The organism is Streptomyces sp. NBC_00341 (assembly GCF_041435055.1).
GTDB lineage: Bacteria > Actinomycetota > Actinomycetes > Streptomycetales > Streptomycetaceae > Streptomyces.
The window spans coordinates 7,844,369-7,860,263 of record NZ_CP108002.1; the positions used below are offsets into that span (position 1 = coordinate 7,844,369).

16 protein-coding genes and 1 pseudogene are annotated in these 15,895 nt (G+C 71.1%); 11 read left to right on the top strand and 6 right to left on the bottom strand.

The features are described 5' to 3' along the window. Nucleotides 1–84 precede the first annotated feature (84 nt). A complete protein-coding gene (locus OG892_RS35050; protein WP_371631200.1) occupies nucleotides 85–942 on the bottom strand; it encodes a hypothetical protein in 858 nt (285 codons plus the stop codon). A gap of 134 nt (nucleotides 943–1,076) precedes the next feature. Here OG892_RS35050 and OG892_RS35055 point away from each other — a divergent pair, with 134 nt between their 5' ends. Continuing rightward, nucleotides 1,077–2,066, top strand: a complete 990-nt coding sequence (locus OG892_RS35055) for a GlxA family transcriptional regulator (RefSeq protein ID WP_371631201.1) — start codon at nucleotides 1,077–1,079, stop codon at nucleotides 2,064–2,066. A 19-nt stretch (nucleotides 2,067–2,085) separates the two neighbouring features. Further along, nucleotides 2,086–2,721 (top strand): DJ-1/PfpI family protein, encoded by a 636-nt coding sequence (locus tag OG892_RS35060; protein ID WP_328864606.1) that lies wholly within the window; start codon nucleotides 2,086–2,088, stop codon nucleotides 2,719–2,721. A gap of 24 nt (nucleotides 2,722–2,745) precedes the next feature. Here the strand turns inward: OG892_RS35060 and OG892_RS35065 are convergent, their stop codons facing one another. Further along, nucleotides 2,746–3,504, bottom strand: a complete 759-nt coding sequence (locus OG892_RS35065; protein WP_073734418.1) for an enoyl-CoA hydratase/isomerase family protein — start codon at nucleotides 3,502–3,504, stop codon at nucleotides 2,746–2,748. Nucleotides 3,505–3,584: 80 nt separating this feature from the next. Between OG892_RS35065 and OG892_RS35070 the strand changes: the two genes are divergently transcribed. Together OG892_RS35070 and OG892_RS35075 are read left to right on the top strand one after the other, a co-directional pair. Continuing rightward, nucleotides 3,585–4,211, top strand: coding sequence for an HdeD family acid-resistance protein (locus OG892_RS35070; protein WP_371631202.1), 627 nt, complete (start codon nucleotides 3,585–3,587; stop codon nucleotides 4,209–4,211). A 134-nt stretch (nucleotides 4,212–4,345) separates the two neighbouring features. Next, nucleotides 4,346–4,801, top strand: a complete 456-nt coding sequence (locus OG892_RS35075; RefSeq protein ID WP_073734419.1) for an ATP-binding protein — start codon at nucleotides 4,346–4,348, stop codon at nucleotides 4,799–4,801. Nucleotides 4,802–4,834: 33 nt separating this feature from the next. Here OG892_RS35075 and idi read toward each other — a convergent pair whose 3' ends face one another. The 4 genes and pseudogenes from idi to galE form a co-directional block, all read right to left on the bottom strand. Further along, nucleotides 4,835–5,428: an isopentenyl-diphosphate Delta-isomerase gene (gene idi / locus OG892_RS35080; protein ID WP_073734420.1), complete on the bottom strand. Its 594-nt coding sequence runs from the start codon at nucleotides 5,426–5,428 to the stop codon at nucleotides 4,835–4,837. Between the two features lie 150 nt (nucleotides 5,429–5,578). Next, nucleotides 5,579–6,079 (bottom strand): annotated as a pseudogene (locus OG892_RS35085) (GNAT family N-acetyltransferase); the annotation flags it as partial. A 129-nt stretch (nucleotides 6,080–6,208) separates the two neighbouring features. Next, the gene (locus tag OG892_RS35090) at nucleotides 6,209–7,150 is read right to left on the bottom strand and encodes a cation diffusion facilitator family transporter (protein WP_371631203.1); all 942 of its coding nucleotides are present in this window, start codon (nucleotides 7,148–7,150) and stop codon (nucleotides 6,209–6,211) included. A 169-nt stretch (nucleotides 7,151–7,319) separates the two neighbouring features. Further along, a complete protein-coding gene (gene galE / locus OG892_RS35095; RefSeq protein ID WP_371631204.1) occupies nucleotides 7,320–8,303 on the bottom strand; it encodes a UDP-glucose 4-epimerase GalE in 984 nt (327 codons plus the stop codon). 295 nt (nucleotides 8,304–8,598) lie between these two features. On the opposite strand from galE, the gene OG892_RS35100 reads away from it, so the two are divergent. The 7 genes from OG892_RS35100 to OG892_RS35130 all read left to right on the top strand — a co-directional run bounded on the left by OG892_RS35100 (nucleotide 8,599) and on the right by OG892_RS35130 (nucleotide 15,636). Further along, entirely contained in the window at nucleotides 8,599–10,401 is a 1,803-nt protein-coding gene (locus OG892_RS35100) for a DUF5941 domain-containing protein (RefSeq protein WP_371631205.1), read from the top strand. Next, on the top strand, nucleotides 10,398–11,135 hold the full coding sequence (locus OG892_RS35105) for a sugar phosphate nucleotidyltransferase (RefSeq protein WP_371631206.1): 738 nt from the start codon (nucleotides 10,398–10,400) through the stop codon (nucleotides 11,133–11,135). The genes OG892_RS35100 and OG892_RS35105 overlap by 4 nt, the downstream gene beginning before the upstream one ends. Then, entirely contained in the window at nucleotides 11,123–12,184 is a 1,062-nt protein-coding gene (locus OG892_RS35110; RefSeq protein ID WP_371631207.1) for an iron-containing alcohol dehydrogenase family protein, read from the top strand. The genes OG892_RS35105 and OG892_RS35110 overlap by 13 nt, the downstream gene beginning before the upstream one ends. After that, on the top strand, nucleotides 12,162–12,941 hold the full coding sequence (locus tag OG892_RS35115) for a CDP-alcohol phosphatidyltransferase family protein (protein WP_073734426.1): 780 nt from the start codon (nucleotides 12,162–12,164) through the stop codon (nucleotides 12,939–12,941). Before OG892_RS35110 ends, OG892_RS35115 begins: the two co-directional genes overlap by 23 nt. Nucleotides 12,942–12,949: 8 nt before the next feature. Next, nucleotides 12,950–13,822 (top strand): glycosyltransferase family 2 protein, encoded by an 873-nt coding sequence (locus OG892_RS35120; RefSeq protein ID WP_073734427.1) that lies wholly within the window; start codon nucleotides 12,950–12,952, stop codon nucleotides 13,820–13,822. A gap of 106 nt (nucleotides 13,823–13,928) precedes the next feature. Continuing rightward, a complete protein-coding gene (locus OG892_RS35125; RefSeq protein WP_073734428.1) occupies nucleotides 13,929–14,858 on the top strand; it encodes an ABC transporter permease in 930 nt (309 codons plus the stop codon). Further along, nucleotides 14,851–15,636, top strand: a complete 786-nt coding sequence (locus OG892_RS35130; protein ID WP_073734429.1) for an ABC transporter ATP-binding protein — start codon at nucleotides 14,851–14,853, stop codon at nucleotides 15,634–15,636. Before OG892_RS35125 ends, OG892_RS35130 begins: the two co-directional genes overlap by 8 nt. Nucleotides 15,637–15,895 lie beyond the last annotated feature (259 nt).

Sequence of the window (15,895 nt, forward strand, 5' to 3'; positions counted from 1 at the left end):
CCCGGGCCACTCGCCTGCATTCTGCCGGGTGGCCGGGCGCCGTGTCGCCCGGCCACTCCAGCTGGGGCCTTCCGGCCCGGCCGGCTATCCCCTGAGATCCGCCGGGAACGCGCCCGCCGCCATCGCCTTCTTCAGGATCCCGCCCCCCAGCTCGGTCAGCCGGGCCACGCCCGCACCGCCGAGTTGCTCGTACGGCGCGAGGTCCATCCGGTCCGTGGTCTCTTCGAGCCCGGTCCGGAGCGCGGTGCCGGCCTCCGTCAACTCGCCCTCGGCGGTGAGCAGTCCACGCGCGTGCAGCCGTGCGGAGGCGTCCTCCCAGTCGCTGCGTCGCCAGCCGCGGGTGGCCAGCACCCAGCGCGGCGCCATGCCCTTGCCGGTGGCGGTGTGGCTGACCAGGGCCTCGACCGGGTCGAGCCCGGCGGCGAGGAGGGCGGCGAGGTGGGCGTCGCCGCGGTGCTCGCGCAGCAGCGTCGCCGCGTGCCAGTACGCCAGGTGCGGCTGCTCCGGCACCGGGAGGTCGGCGTGCGCCGCGTACAGCGGCCGGGCGTGTCGCGTGCAGCCCTCGGCGGCGCGCAGGGCCAGCTGTGCGGCCTCCGCCAGCTCGGGGGAGGCGATGACCTCCTCGCCCAGGAGCCGCCGCAGCGTCGAGTCGGCGGCACGCAGCCGCGCCGCCAGAACGGCCTCCGGCGAGGCGGTGTCCCAGACGGCGGGCAGGTGCGCGGCCACGAGCTCGTGGTTGAAGTTGTAGAAGGTCGCGGTGACCGTACCCGGGCCGACGGCGCCCATGGCGGCCGCGCGGGAGGCGAAGTACGCGGCGGGGGCGTCGGTGACCCCGATCGCGCCGAGCTCCTTGCCGAGGTCGGGGGAGAAGTAGAGCGAGGAGTGGATCGGGTTGATGACGTTGTGGCAGCGGCGTCCGGCACGGGGAGGCAGAGTACTCATGCCCGCACGTTACCGACTGGTCGGTACGCACCGGAACCCCGGGGCGCCGGTGACCTGTGTCGCGGCCCGCCATGGCAGGAAAGGTGGGCAGCTCGTCATTGCGGCCATCCGGGAGGCGGCCCAGGATTACGGACATGAAGCAGCGATCCGTGCTCGTCGTACTTTTCGACGGCGTCCAGAGCCTCGATGTCAGCGGCCCGATGGAGGTCTTCGCCGGAGCCGCCCGGTTCCCGGAGGTCTCGTACGAACTGCGCACCGCCTCGCTGGACGGCGCCCCGGTCCGCTCGTCGAGCGGCCTCACGCTCGTCCCCGACAGCGGACTCGCGGACGCCGCACCCGCGCACACCCTGCTCGTCCCCGGCGGCCAGGGCACCCGCGCCCCGGAGCCCGCCCTCGTCGACTGGCTGCGCGAGCACGCCCCGTACGCGGAACGGCTCGTCTCCGTCTGCACCGGCGCCTTGCTGCTCGCCGAGGCCGGACAGCTGGACGGGCACCGGGTGACCACGCACTGGACGGTCTGCGACCACCTCGCCCGCGCGCATCCGGCCGTCGAGGTCGACCCGGAACCGATCTTCGTGCGGGACGGCAGGCTGGCCACCTCTGCCGGGGTCACCGCGGGCATCGACCTCGCCCTCGCACTCGTCGAGGAGGACCACGGCCGGGACGTGGCGCTCACCGTCGCCCGGCATCTGGTGGTCTTCCTGCGCAGGCCGGGGAACCAGGCCCAGTTCAGCGCCCAGCTCACCGCCCAGACGGCCCGGCGTGAACCGCTGCGCGAGGTCCAGCACTGGATCACCGAACACCCCGGCGAGGACCTGTCCGTCGAGGCCCTCGCCGCCCGCGCCCGGCTCTCGCCGCGTCATTTCGCCCGCGCGTTCCAGGCCGAGACCGGCATGACACCCGGCCGGTACGTCGACCGCGTCCGCCTCGAAGCGGCCCGCAGGCTGCTGGAGGACAGCTCGGACGGTGTCGCCGGCATCTCGCGGAGCTGCGGATACGGCACGCCGGAGGCGATGCGCCGCGCGTTCGTCAAGGCGCTGGGCACCGCACCCGCCGAATACCGCAGGCGGTTCGCTCCCCGGCCGCCGGCCGGACCCACCCGATCCGTCACCATCGGTCTCTGACCGGAAGGCAGGCAGTCCCATGCAGATCGCCATCGTCCTCTTCGACCGCTTCACCGCGCTCGACGTCGTCGGACCGTTCGAGATCCTGTCCCGTGCCCCGGGCGCCGAGACCGTCTTCGTCGCCGAGCGCACCGGGCCCGTGCGCAACGAATCCGGCAGCCTTTCGCTGGTCGCGGACCGGACGCTCGACGAGGTGCCGGCGCCCGATCTGGTGATCGTCCCCGGCGGTCCCGGGCAGAGCGCCCAGATGGCCAACGAGACCCTGCTCGACTGGCTGCGCGCCGCCGATGCCACCAGCACCTGGACGACCTCCGTGTGCACCGGTTCGCTGCTGCTCGCGGCCGCCGGACTCCTCAAGGGGCGGCGGGCCACCTCGCACTGGCTCGCCGTCGACACGCTGAAGGAGTACGGCGCCGAGCCGACCGGCGAACGCGTCGTCATCGACGGCAAGTACGTCACCGCCGCCGGCGTCTCGTCCGGCATCGACATGGGCCTCACGCTGCTGGGCCGCATGGCGGGTGACCGGTACGCCCAGTCGGTCCAGCTGCTGACCGAGTACGACCCGCAGCCGCCGTACGACGCCGGATCCCCGGAGAAGGCCCCGGCCGATGTCGTCGAGGAGTGGCGGGCCCGGAGCCGCCACATCCTTCGGTAGCGATCCCGCTGCGGCAGGGGGCGGTCACCCCTGGGACGGCCAGGTGAAACGGGGTGCACGCCGTTCGAGGAAAGCGGCGACCCCCTCCGCGGTGTCGCCGCTGCGGCGCGCCTGGTCCGCCCAGTGGGCGTCCCGGTCCTCGCGCCCCGCGGCGAACTCCTTGGCGGCCGCCTGGGTCAGCTGCGAACGGGACACCAGCACCCGGGCGTAGGCCTCGACCCGCCTGTCCAGCTCGCCGGCCGGCAGCACCTCGTCGACCAGGCCGGTCCGCAGTGCCCGTTCCGCACCGATCAGCTCGCCGGAGAACAGCAGGTGCTTCGCCGTCGCCGGGCCCGTCAGCGCGACCAGCCGGCGGGTCGACGACGCCGGGTAGACGATCCCGAGCCTGGCGGGGGTGACGCCGAACGACGCGCCCTCCTCCGCGAACCGCAGATCGCAGGCCGCCGCCAGCTGGCTTCCGCCGCCCACGCAGTAGCCGCGCACCGAGGCGAGCGTCGGCCGGGGGAAGGCGGCCAGCGCCTCCTCCGCCGCCACCGCGAGCCCCTGCGGGGCGCCCGCCGGATCGCGCAGGGAGGAGATGTCGGCTCCGGCGCAGAAGGTCTCCCCGGCGCCCGTCAGCACCAGGACCCGCACCGAGGCGTCGGCGGCCGGCCCCGCCAGCAGTTGGGGCACGGAGCGCCACATCGCGGCCGTCATGGCGTTGCGCTTGGCGGGATTGCTGATGACGAGGGTGGCGACGCCGTCCGCGACGGTGAGCTCCAGCCGGGGTTCCGTACGGTCCATGCGCCGGATGCTATCCGTACCGTTCGAACCTATGATCAAGAAGGGGTCACGCAGCAGGCACGTACCCCGAGGAGCTCCCGGTGGCCGATTCCGTAAAAGAAGGCAGGAAGCTCAGCCGCAGTTTCAGCGGCCTGGCCCTGCTCGGAGCAGTCCTCGTCGTCGCGGGTCTGGTCGGCCTCGTCTACACCGGCGTCGCGACGCTCACCTCGATGATCCTCTTCGGCTGGCTGCTGCTGGTCGGCGGCCTGGTCGGACTGCTCCACGCGATCCAGTCGCGCGGCACCAACTACTTCTGGCTGGGCGTGGTGGTCGCCGCCCTGAACATCGCCGCCGGGGTCGTGGTCATCCGCCATCCGCACGGCACGGCCGAGGCGCTGACCATGTTCGCCGCGCTGCTCTTCCTGACCGGCGGGGTGTTCCGCCTCGTCGGCAGTGTCGTGGTGCGCGGCCCGCAGTTCGGCTGGACCCTGCTGCAGGGCGCCTTCGGGCTGCTGCTGGGGCTGCTGGTCCTCTTCGACTGGCCGCACAGCAGCCTCTACGTGCTCGGCTGCTTCTTCTCGCTCGCGCTGCTCTTCGACGGACTCGGGCTCATCGCGATCGGTGTGGGCGGCCGCCGGATCGTCTCGATGGTCTCGGACCAGCTGGGGCCGGACCAGGCAGCGCAGGAGCAGCCTTCAGGGGATGAGCAAAAGCGGTCCGACAACTGACGCATCAAAAGCTATCCGGTCAAATACTGTCGATAGAAGTCGACTTCTGTTCAGTGGTACGGACCGGACCGACTACGCCCCGCACCCTGTACTCGACGTGCAGTCACCATCGAGTGGAGAGCGGGTACCGGTCTATGGAGAGCCGCGGGAGTGTCCCCGCCGGACCCGTGTCGTACGAAGGGGTGTGGCGGTTCACCGCCCCGGCCACGGATGTCTCCGTACCCCGGGCCAGGCACGCCGTACGCGATCTGCTGGACCGCCAGGGCGTACCCCTGGACGACGACATCGCCCAGGGGCTGCTGCTCATCGTCTCCGAGCTGGTCACCAACGCCGTGAAGCACGCGGCGCTGCTCTCCCCGGAACTCGCCGTCGAGGTGGCCGTGGGCGCCGACTGGGTCCGGGTGTCCGTCGAGGACAACCACCCGTACCGCCCGACGGCGCTGGAGACCGACCACGCGCAGACGGGCGGGCGCGGACTGCTGCTGGTACGGGAGATCACCAGGGAGGCCGGCGGAGCCTGCGACGTGGAGCACACCGCAGGCGGCGGAAAGGTCATCTGGGCGGTGCTGCCACTCACCACGCGCCCCTGACCGGCCTTTCCGCCTCCCCGCGGCCGTCCCCGTCTACCAGCCGGCCGCCGTGCCGGTCAGCTCACGGATCGCGGGACGGGCGGCGTCCAGCACCGTCATGAACCATGCAGAGAACGGCGCCGCCGCATGCCGTTCGGCCAGCTCACCGGCCGACACGAAGGCCGTCTCGCCCACCTCCTCCGGATCCGGCCGCAGCCGGTCCTGCGCCATGCCCACGAAGAGGTGGTTGAACTCCTGCTCCACCAGCCCGGACGCGGGGTCCGGGTGGTTGTAGCGGACGGTGCCCGCCTCGGCCAGCAGCGAGGGGGAGACGCCCAGCTCCTCGTACGTCCGCCGGGCGGCGGCGGCGAAGGGCGCCTCGCCCGGATACGGGTGCCCGCAACAGGTGTTGGACCAGACACCGGGGGAGTGGTACTTCCCCGGTGCGCGCCGCTGCAACAGCATCCGGCCCTGCTCGTCGAAGAGGAACACCGAGAAGGCGCGGTGCAGTTGGCCGGGTGCCTGGTGGGCAGCGAGCTTCTCCGCCGTGCCGATGGTGGTGCCGTTCTCGTCGACCAGTTCGAGCATGATCGCGTCTGCTGTGCCGTTCGACGAGGTGTTCGCCGCGGTGGCTGGTGTGGTCGGCATACCCATCCTTCGCTGTGGTCCCGGCCCCGTGCGCCGGTCCCGTCGAGTCTGCGCAAGTCTGCCGTACAAAAGCGGCTTGTCTGCACTTCGGGCCCTGGCATGTCCAGTCCGGCGGCGCCACACGGGCGCCCACGGGTCCGGACTCGCACGTCAGACCCCGAACGCCGCCGGATAATGGATCGTGCCCCGGGGAACCGGCCCGGAATCATCGAGGACCAGCGCCATCATCGCCTCGTCCGGCACCTCGAAGCCCGGCCGGATGCCGTACCGCGAAGCGGGCACGAAGCCGAACCTCGGGTAGTACTCCGGATGTCCGAGCACCAGGACCAGCGACTCCGCACGCGCCCGCGCCGCGTCGAGCACGGCCCGCACCACGGCCTGTCCGGCGCCCCGGCGTTGCCACTCGGGCGCCGTGGCCACCGGGGCGAGGGCCAGTGCCGGAGCGCCCCCGACCAGACAGCGGGTCAGCAGGGCGTGGGCGGCCACGGATCCGTCGGCCGCCTCCGCGACGAGGGAGAGACCGGGCAGCCAGGCCGCCGGATCCCGGCGCAGCGCGTCGACCAGATCGGCCTCCGCCCGCGTCTCGAACGCGGCGGCGTTCACCGCGTGCACGGCGGCGGTGTCCGAGGGCGTCTCGGGGCGGGTCGTCCAGAGCCGCGTGTGATCGGTGCGGTGCAAGGTGAGGAACCTTTGATCGAGAGTGGATTCCACCGTACATCGGTGATCCCGGCGGCCTTCTGGCGCCCGCCGCGCCGCTCGTACGCGGGGGCCTTCAGGGGCTCAGCGGCACAGCTTCACCTCGTGCTCCGCGTGCCCGCTCGGCTCCAGCTGGAAGGTGCAGTGCTCGACGTCGAAATGGTCGCCCAGACAGCCCTGGAGCTCGTGCAGGAGCTTCTCGTGCCCGATCGAGTCGAGCAGTTCCTGGTGCACCACCACATGGGCGGAGAGCACCGGCATGCCGGAGGTGATCGTCCAGGCATGGAGGTCGTGGACGTCCAGCACCCCGGGCAGCGCCGTGATGTGGTCGCGCACCTCACCCATGTCGACACCCTTGGGCGCCGACTCCAGCAGGACGTTCAGCGTCTCCCTGAGCAGCTTCACCGTACGCGGGACGATCATGAGGCCGATGAGCAGCGAGGCGATCGGGTCGGCGGCCTGCCAGCCGGTGGCCAGGATGACGCCCGCCGAGATCAGCACGGTCACCGAACCGAGGGTGTCCGCGAGCACCTCCAGATAGGCGCCCCGGACATTGAGGCTGTCCTTCTGCCCGCGCATCAGCAGCGACAGCGACACCATGTTCGCCACCAGGCCGACCAGGGCGAAGGCGATCGTCAGCCCGCCCCTGGTCTCGGCCGGGCTGACGAAGCGCTCCACCGCCTCGAACAGGAGGTAGCCGCCGACCCCGAGCAGCAGCAGGCAGTTGGCCAGCGCGGCGAGGATCTCGGCGCGGGCGTAGCCGAAGGTGCGGTTGGGCCCGGCCGGTCGGTTGGCGAAGTGGATCGCCAGCAGTGCCATGCCCAGGCCGAGGGCGTCGGTCGCCATGTGGGCCGCGTCGGCGATCAGCGCCAGGGAGCCGGAGACCAGCCCGCCGACGATCTCCATGACCGTCACGGTGAGCGTGATGCCCAGCGCGATCCGCAGCCGTCCCTGGTACGCGGCGGCCGCCGTGCCGGTCGGTGCGGGCCCGCCGTGCGTATGTCCGTGGTCGTGCCCAGCCCCCATGGGGACGCCTCCCGGTCGTCGCGCGGACCCGGAGTCGTTTCGCCCCGGGCAATGCCAGTGAACTACGGGCGGGGGGTATCGGGCAACACGGCAGTGAACACCGTTGCCAACTACTCTGACCTGCGGAAATGCATGCAGGTCAGAGCGGTGGACGGCCCGGCGGTACGGCTCATGGAGCAGCCGGGGCGGGGTGGTGCAGCAGCCAGCCCCGCCAGGCCGACTCGACCATCTCCCGGACCCCGCGACGGGCCGCCCAGCCCAGTTCGCCGGAGATCCGGTCGCAGGACGCGACCGCCTTCGAGGCGTCCCCGGGCCGCCGGGGTTCGAGCTCGGGCTTCCGGTCCAGACCGGTGACCTCCGCCACCAGAGTGGCCAGTTCGCGCACCGAGACGCCCTCGCCGCGGCCGATGTTGACGGTCAGGTCCCCGGGGCCGTCCTGGGCGGTGAGCCGTCGCGCGACGGCCAGGTGCGCGTCGGCCAGGTCGGCCACGTGGATGTAGTCGCGGATGCAGGTGCCGTCCGGCGTCGCGTAGTCGTCACCGAAGACCAGCGGGGCCTCGCCGCGGGTCAGCCGGTCGAAGAACATCGGGATCACGTTGAAGACACCGGTGTCGGAGAGCTCCGGCGCGGCCGCGCCCGCCACGTTGAAGTAGCGCAGGCAGCCGGTGGACAGCCCGTGCGCCCGGCCTGCGGCCCGCACCAGCCACTCCCCGGCGAGCTTGGTCTCCCCGTACGGGTTGATCGGGACGCAGGGGGCCTCCTCCGTGATCAGCTCCGCCTCCGGTACGCCGTACACCGCGGCCGACGAGGAGAACAGGAAGCGCCGCACCCCGGCGGCCGCGACGGCCTCCAGCAGGACGGTCAGCGCGCCGATGTTCTCCCGGTAGTACAGGAGCGGCTTCTCGACGGACTCACCGACCTGCTTCTTCGCCGCGAGATGGATCACACCGCTCACCCGGTGCTGCGTCAGCACCCGGTCCAGCAGCGCGCGGTCCGCCGTCGAGCCCCGGACCAGCGGGACGTCGGCCGGCAGCCGGTCCGGGTTGCCGGACGAGAGGTCGTCGAGAACGACCACCCGTTCACCGGCCTCCTTCATGGCCCGCACCACATGTGCTCCGATATATCCCGCTCCGCCTGTGATCAGCCATGTCATGCGCGCCACCCTAACGACCCGATCGGCCCTCTCCCGCGCACCGGCCCAGCAGGGCTGCCCACCGCGTTTTGTCAGTCGAGGCCGCCATCGACGATGATGATCGCGGGCGGCGCCGCATGATCCCGGCCTGCCCGGAACGGAGCATAAACGGGCAGTGAACTCCCGCTTCCGTTCATCCGATAGCCTCTGCCGACATGCCGCCGGCCCGCATCGGGGCCGTTACCGTCGCGCGCCGACCCGTGTCAGCACCAAGGAGTGAGTTCGTCTGTCGACCGCCATTCTCACAGGTGCTCCGGTGCCCGGATCGTCCATCGAGGACGATCTGAGGTCACTGGGCTTCGACGTACAGGCCGCCGCCGATGTCAGTGAGGCCTCCCGGCTGCTGTCCGTCGTCCCCGCCGACAGCCGGGTCGCGCTCGTCGACCCCCGCTTCGTCGGCCATGTCCACGCCCTGCGGCTCGGACTGACCGACCCCCGCTACCCCGCCGTCACCGTGCCCGGCGCGCTCACCGTGCAGCCCGAGGCGCGTGCCGCCCTGGTGCACGCCCTGGGCAGCGCCGGCGAGGCGGTCGGGGCCGGCGCCCCCACCGGCCCGCCCGGCGACACCGTCACGGCCACCGACCGCACCGTGCCCGGCCGGCTCGCCGCCACGATGGACACCGAGGGCACCGCGGTGCAGCGACCGGAGCTCGGCTCGCTCGTCGCGGCCGTCCCGTCCGACGAGGCCGGCCGCGCCGTCGCGCTCGCCTCGGTCGCCGCCGTCGACGACGAGGCGATCCGGCTGCGCAGCGCGGTGAAGGCCCGCGACGGATTCTTCACCACGTACTGCGTCAGCCCGTACTCGCGCTACATCGCCCGCTGGTGCGCGCGCCGCGGATTCACCCCGAACCAGGTCACGACCGCGTCGCTGCTGACCGCCCTGATCGCGGCCGGCTGCGCGGCCACCGGCACCCGCGGCGGATACGTCGCCGCCGGACTGCTGCTCCTCTTCTCCTTCGTCCTGGACTGCACCGACGGGCAGCTCGCCCGCTACTCGCTCCAGTACTCGACGCTGGGCGCCTGGCTCGACGCCACCTTCGACCGCGCCAAGGAGTACGCCTACTACGCGGGCCTCGCACTCGGCGCGGCCCGGGGCGGCGACGACGTCTGGGTACTGGCGCTCGGCGCGATGGTGCTCCAGTCCTGCCGCCACGTCATCGACTTCTCGTTCAACGAGGCCAACCACGACGCGGTGGCGAACTCCAGCCCCACGGCCGCCCTCTCCGACAAGCTCGACAGCGTCTCCTGGACGGTCTGGCTGCGCCGGATGATCGTGCTCCCGATCGGTGAGCGCTGGGCGATGATCGCCGTACTGACCGCGTTCACCACGCCCCGGATCGTCTTCTACGCGCTGCTCGTCGGCTGCGCCTTCGCGGCCTGCTACACCACGGCGGGCCGGCTGCTGCGCTCGCTGACCCGCAAGGCCCGGCGCACGCCCCGGGCCGCGCAGGCACTCGCGGAACTCGCGGACTCCGGCCCGTTCGCCCAGCTGGTGGCGGCGCTCAGCCCCCGGATCAAGGGCGCCTTGACCGCCCCGGTGCTGGCGGTCGTCGGCGCCGGCGCGCTGATCGCGGCCGCGCTCCAGCAGCCGTTCGGCAGCCGGCAGATGATCGTCGCCGCGGTCTTCTACACGGTCTTCTCCGGAATAGCCGTCGCCCGCCCGCTCCTGGGCGCACTCGACTGGCTCGTACCCCCGGTCTTCCGGGCGGCCGAGTACTGCACGATCCTCGCGCTGGCCGCCCGCAGTGACATCGACGGAGCGCTTCCCGCGGCCTTCGGGCTCGTATCGGCGGTCGCCTACCATCACTACGACACGGTGTACCGCATCAGGGGCGGCACCGGCGCGCCGCCCCAGTGGCTGGTGCGCACGATCGGCGGGCACGAGGGCCGGGTCCTGGTGGTGGCCGTACTCGCGGCCGTATTCACCGGAGCCTCCGGCTTCGCCGTGGCACTCACCGCTCTCGCAGTGGCCGTGGCACTGGTCGTGCTGGTGGAGTCCATCCGCTTCTGGGTGTCCTCCGGGGCACCCGCCGTTCACGACGAAGGAGAACCCGCATGATCGGCCTCGTACTGGCAGCGGGCGCGGGACGGCGCCTGCGCCCCTACACCGACACGCTCCCCAAGGCCCTCGTGCCGGTGGACGGCGAGAAGACCGTCCTCGATCTCACGCTGGCCAACTTCGCGGAGATCGGCCTCACCGAGGTCGCGATCGTCGTCGGCTACCGCAAGGAAGCCGTCTACGACCGCAAGGAGGAGCTGGAGGCGAAGTACGGCCTCAAGATCGTCCTCGTCGACAACGACAAGGCAGAGGAGTGGAACAACGCCTACTCCCTGTGGTGCGCCCGCGAGGTCCTCAAGCGCGGCGTGATCCTCGCCAACGGCGACACCGTGCACCCGGTGTCCGTGGAGCGGACGCTGCTGGACGCGCGCGGTAAGGGCCAGAAGATCATCCTCGCCCTCGACACGGTGAAGAACCTCGCCGACGAGGAGATGAAGGTCATCGCAGAGGAGGGCAAGGGCGTACAGCGGATCACCAAGCTGATGGACCCGGCCACCGCCACCGGCGAGTACATCGGTGTCACCCTCATCGAGGCCGAGGCCGCACAGGAGCTGGCCGACGCGCTGAAGGCGACCTTCGAGCGCGACCCGGACCTCTACTACGAGGACGGCTACCAGGAGCTCGTCGACCGCGGCTTCACCGTCGACGTCGCGCCCATCGGTGAGGTCACCTGGGTCGAGATCGACAATCACGACGACCTCGCGAAGGGCCGGGAGATCGCGTGCCAGTACTGACCCGGCTCATCCCCTCCCCGGTCTTCGTCGACATCAGCCGGGGCGCGATGGACGACCTGGCCGGCCTCCTCGCCGACCAGCGGATCTCCGCCTCCGGCAAGCTCGCGATCGCGATCAGCGCCGGCTCGGGGCAGGCCCTGCGCGAGAAGCTTGCACCGGCCCTGCCTGGCGCCGACTGGTACTGCGTGCCGGGCGGCAACATCGACGCCGCCGTACAGCTGGCCGACGACATCAAGGGCAAGCGGTACGACGCGGTGGTCGGTCTCGGCGGCGGCAAGATCATCGACGTGGCGAAGTACGCCGCCGCCCGGGTCGGCCTGCCGCTGGTCTCCGTCGCCACGAACCTCGCCCACGACGGCCTCTGCTCACCCGTCGCGACCCTGGACAACGACAACGGACGCGGCTCCTACGGCGTCCCGATGCCGATCGCCATGGTCATCGACCTCTCGGTGATCCGTGAGGCCCCGGACCGCTTCGTGCGCTCCGGCATCGGCGACGCGATCTCCAACATCTCCTCGATCGCCGACTGGGAGCTCTCGCACCAGGTCAACGACGAGCAGATCGACGGACTGGCCGCGGCCATGGCCCGTACCGCGGGCGAGGCGGTGCTGCGCCACCCGGGCACCGTCGCGGACGACGAGTTCCTCACCGTTCTCGCGGAGTCGCTGGTGCTCTCCGGCATCGCCATCTCGATCAGCGGCGACACCCGCCCCTCGTCCGGCGCCTGCCACGAGATCAGCCACGCGTTCGACCTGCTCTTCCCCAAGCGGGCAGCGAGCCACGGCGAGCAGGTCGGCCTTGGCGCCGCCTTCGCCATGCACCTGCGCGGAGCCCACGAGGAGTCCGGGCTCTTCGCGGAGGTCCTGCGCCGGCACGGCCTTCCGGTCCTGCCCACGGAGATCGGCTTCACCGCCGACGAGTTCGTCCAGGCCGTCGACTACGCCCCGCAGACCCGTCCGGGACGCTTCACGGTCCTGGAACACCTCAGCCTGTCCACCGACCAGATCAGGGACGCGTACGCCGACTATGCCAAGACCATCAGTAGCTGAACTTCGTCCGGTCGTTCACCCCCCGGGCGTCAAGGACCGGCGCAGCGGCGAACACTGGGCGGGCCGGATATACATGCGCGAGGTCTCGCTGCGTGTGGACCGGTACCTGGTGAACACCAAGGTCACGCCCAACCAGCTGACGTACCTGATGACCATCGCGGGTGTGCTCGCCGCTCCGGCCCTGCTCGTTCCGGGCATCACCGGCGCGCTGCTCGGCGTGGTCATGGTCCAGCTCTACCTGCTGCTCGACTGCGTGGACGGCGAGCTGGCCCGCTGGAAGAAGCAGTTCTCGCTGGGCGGGGTCTACCTGGACCGGGTGGGTGCCTACCTCTGCGACGCCGCCGTGCTGGTCGGCTTCGGCCTGCGCGCCGCCGACCTGTGGGGCAACGGACGGATCGACTGGCTCTGGGCCTTCCTGGGGACGCTCGCGGCGCTGGGCGCCATCCTGATCAAGGCCGAGACCGACCTGGTCGGGGTCGCGCGCCACCAGGGCGGGCTGCCGCCGGTCAAGGAGGCGGCGTCCGAGCCGCGCTCGTCCGGCATGGCGTTCGCCCGCCGGGCGGCCGGTGCGCTCAAGTTCCACCGGCTGATCCTGTGCGTCGAGGCCTCGCTGGTGATCCTGGTCGCGGCCGTCCTGGACGCGGTCCGGGACGACCTCTTCTTCAGCCGCCTCGCGGTCGCGGTGCTGGCCGGCATCGCCCTGCTGCAGACCCTCCTCCACCTCGTGTCGGTCCTGGCATCGAGCAGGCTGAAGTGAGCACCCCCATGAAACTCGGCGCGGTCATCATCACGATGGGCAACCGCCCGGCCGAGCTGCGTGCCCTGCTCGATTCGGTCGCCGCGCAGAAGGGCGACCGGATCGAGGTGGTCGTCGTCGGCAACGGTTCCCCCGTACCGGACGTCCCCGCGGGCGTGCGCACCGTCGAGTTGCCCGAGAACCTGGGCATCCCCGGCGGCCGCAACGTCGGCATCGAGGCCTTCGGGCCGTCCGGCGCCGACGTGGACGCCCTGCTGTTCCTGGACGACGACGGACTGCTGCCGCTCACCGACACCGCCGAGCTGTGCCGGCAGGCGTTCGAGGCCGATCCGAAGCTCGGCATCATCAGCTTCCGCATCGCCGACCCGGACACCGGCGAGACCCAGCGCCGCCACGTGCCCAGGCTGCGGGCGGCCGACCCGCTGCGCTCGTCCCGGGTGACGACGTTCCTCGGCGGCGCCAACGCCGTACGCACCCGGGTCGTCGCGGAGGTCGGCCCGCTGCCGGGCGACTTCTTCTACGCGCACGAGGAGACCGATCTGGCCTGGCGGGCGCTGGACGCCGGCTGGCTGATCGACTACCGCGCCGACATGGTGCTGAACCACCCCACCACCGCGCCGTCCCGGCACGCCGTCTACCACCGCATGGTGGCCCGCAACCGGGTCTGGCTGGCGCGCCGCAACCTGCCCGCGCCCCTGGTCCCCGTGTACCTCGGCGTGTGGCTGCTGCTGACCCTGCTCCGCAAGCCGTCCGGCCCGGCGCTCAAGGCCTGGTTCGGCGGCTTCCGGGAAGGCTGGTCGAAGCCCTGCGGACCGCGACGCCCCATGAAGTGGCGTACGGTGTGGCGGCTGACACGACTAGGCCGCCCTCCGGTCATCTGAGAGGCTCGCCTCTGGGAGCATGAGGCGTATTTTTCTATTCGGGACCTGTCCGCCCTGAGCCGCGCCCGCGACTGGCTGCGCATTTTGAATACGAGAGTCTTATCTGGTGAGTGACACAACCCATGATGGTGCGGTCGCGCTGAGCACCCCGCCATCGGCAGACGACGCCCTGAGCTCGGCCGAGCTGGCCGCGAAGTACGGTCTGACGGTGAGCGGAGCCCGGCCGGGGCTCTTCGAGTACGTGCGCCAGCTCCGCGGGCGACGCCACTTCATCATGGCGTTCTCCCGGGCGAAGCTGACCGCTCAGTACAGCCAGGCGAAGCTGGGCCAGCTGTGGCAGGTGGCCACCCCGCTCCTGAACGCCGCGGTCTACTTCATCATCTTCGGACTGATCCTCGGCACGAAGAGGGGGATTCCGCAGGACGTCTTCATCCCGTTCCTGGTGACCGGGGTCTTTGTCTTCACCTTCACCCAGAGCTCCGTGATGGCGGGTGTCCGGGCCATCGCCGGAAACCTCGGCCTGGTCCGCGCGCTGCACTTCCCCCGTGCCTCGCTGCCCATCTCCTTCTCGCTCCAGCAGCTCCAGCAGCTGCTCTACTCGATGATCGTGCTGGTCGCGGTGACCGTCGCGTTCGGCAGCTATCCGCGGCTCTCGTGGCTGCTGGTGGTCCCTGCCCTGGTGATGCAGTTCTTCTTCAACACCGGCCTGGCGCTGATCATGGCGAGGCTCGGTGCCAAGACCCCCGACCTGGCGCAGCTGATGCCGTTCATCATGCGAACCTGGATGTACGCGTCGGGCGTCATGTTCTCCATCCCGGTGATGCTCGCGGACAAGCCGTCCTGGATCGCTGATGTGCTGCAGTACAACCCCGCGGCCATCTACATGGACCTGGTCCGGTTCGCGATGATCGACGGCTACGGCTCCGAGAACCTGCCGTCGCACGTCTGGCTGGTCGGGCTCGTCTGGGCGCTCCTGGTGGGCGTCGCGGGATTCGTGTACTTCTGGAAGGCAGAGGAACGGTACGGCCGTGGCTGAGGACAACACCGCGGGGCGCGTCCCCACCGTGATCGCCGACGACGTGCACATCGTGTACCGCGTCAACGGCGGCGGCGGTGGCAAGGGCGGCGCCACCGCGGCACTGAGCCGGATACTGCGCCGCGGCAAGGGCGAGGAGCGCGGGATCCGCAAGGTGCACGCCGTGCGCGGCGTGTCCTTCACCTCCTACCGGGGCGAGGCGATCGGTCTCATCGGGACCAACGGCTCCGGCAAGTCGACCTTGCTGCGGGCCATCGCGGGGCTGCTGCCGACCGAGCACGGCAAGGTCTACACCGACGGCCAGCCCTCGCTGCTCGGGGTGAACGCGGCCCTGATGAGCGATCTGACCGGCGAGCGCAATGTCGTCCTGGGCGGACTCGCCATGGGGATGAGCCGCGAGGAGATCCGGGAGCGGTACGAGGAGATCGTGGAGTTCTCCGGCATCAACGAGAAGGGCGACTTCATCACCCTGCCGATGCGGACGTACTCCTCGGGCATGGCGGCCCGGCTGCGCTTCTCGATCGCGGCCGCCAAGAACCACGACGTCCTCATGATCGACGAGGCGCTGGCGACCGGTGACCGCAAGTTCCAGATCCGCTCGGAGGCGCGTATCCGTGAGCTCCGCAAGGAGGCCGGCACCGTCTTCCTGGTCAGTCACAGCAACAAGTCGATCAGGGACACCTGCGACCGGGTGCTGTGGCTGGAGAAGGGCGAACTGCTGATGGACGGCCCGACCGAAGAGGTCCTGAAGGCGTACGAGCGGGAGACCGGCAAGTAGCGCCTCTCCGCCCCGCGCACCGCCGCGGCCCCCGCCGGAACTCTCCGGCGGGGGCCGCGGCGCGTGTCCGGACCCCGGACCGGACACCGCACGTCCACGGCTCGTCGTACGTCATCCGGCAAGATCTCCTCCCGCCGGATGACGTCAATTCAGTGGCGCGCGGGGAAAGTTGGCACGGCACGGCGCACACTCCACAAGTGTCCCGCACCCCGGCGTATCGATGAGCGTTGTACAACGTAAGCTGTACCGGTGCTGATTC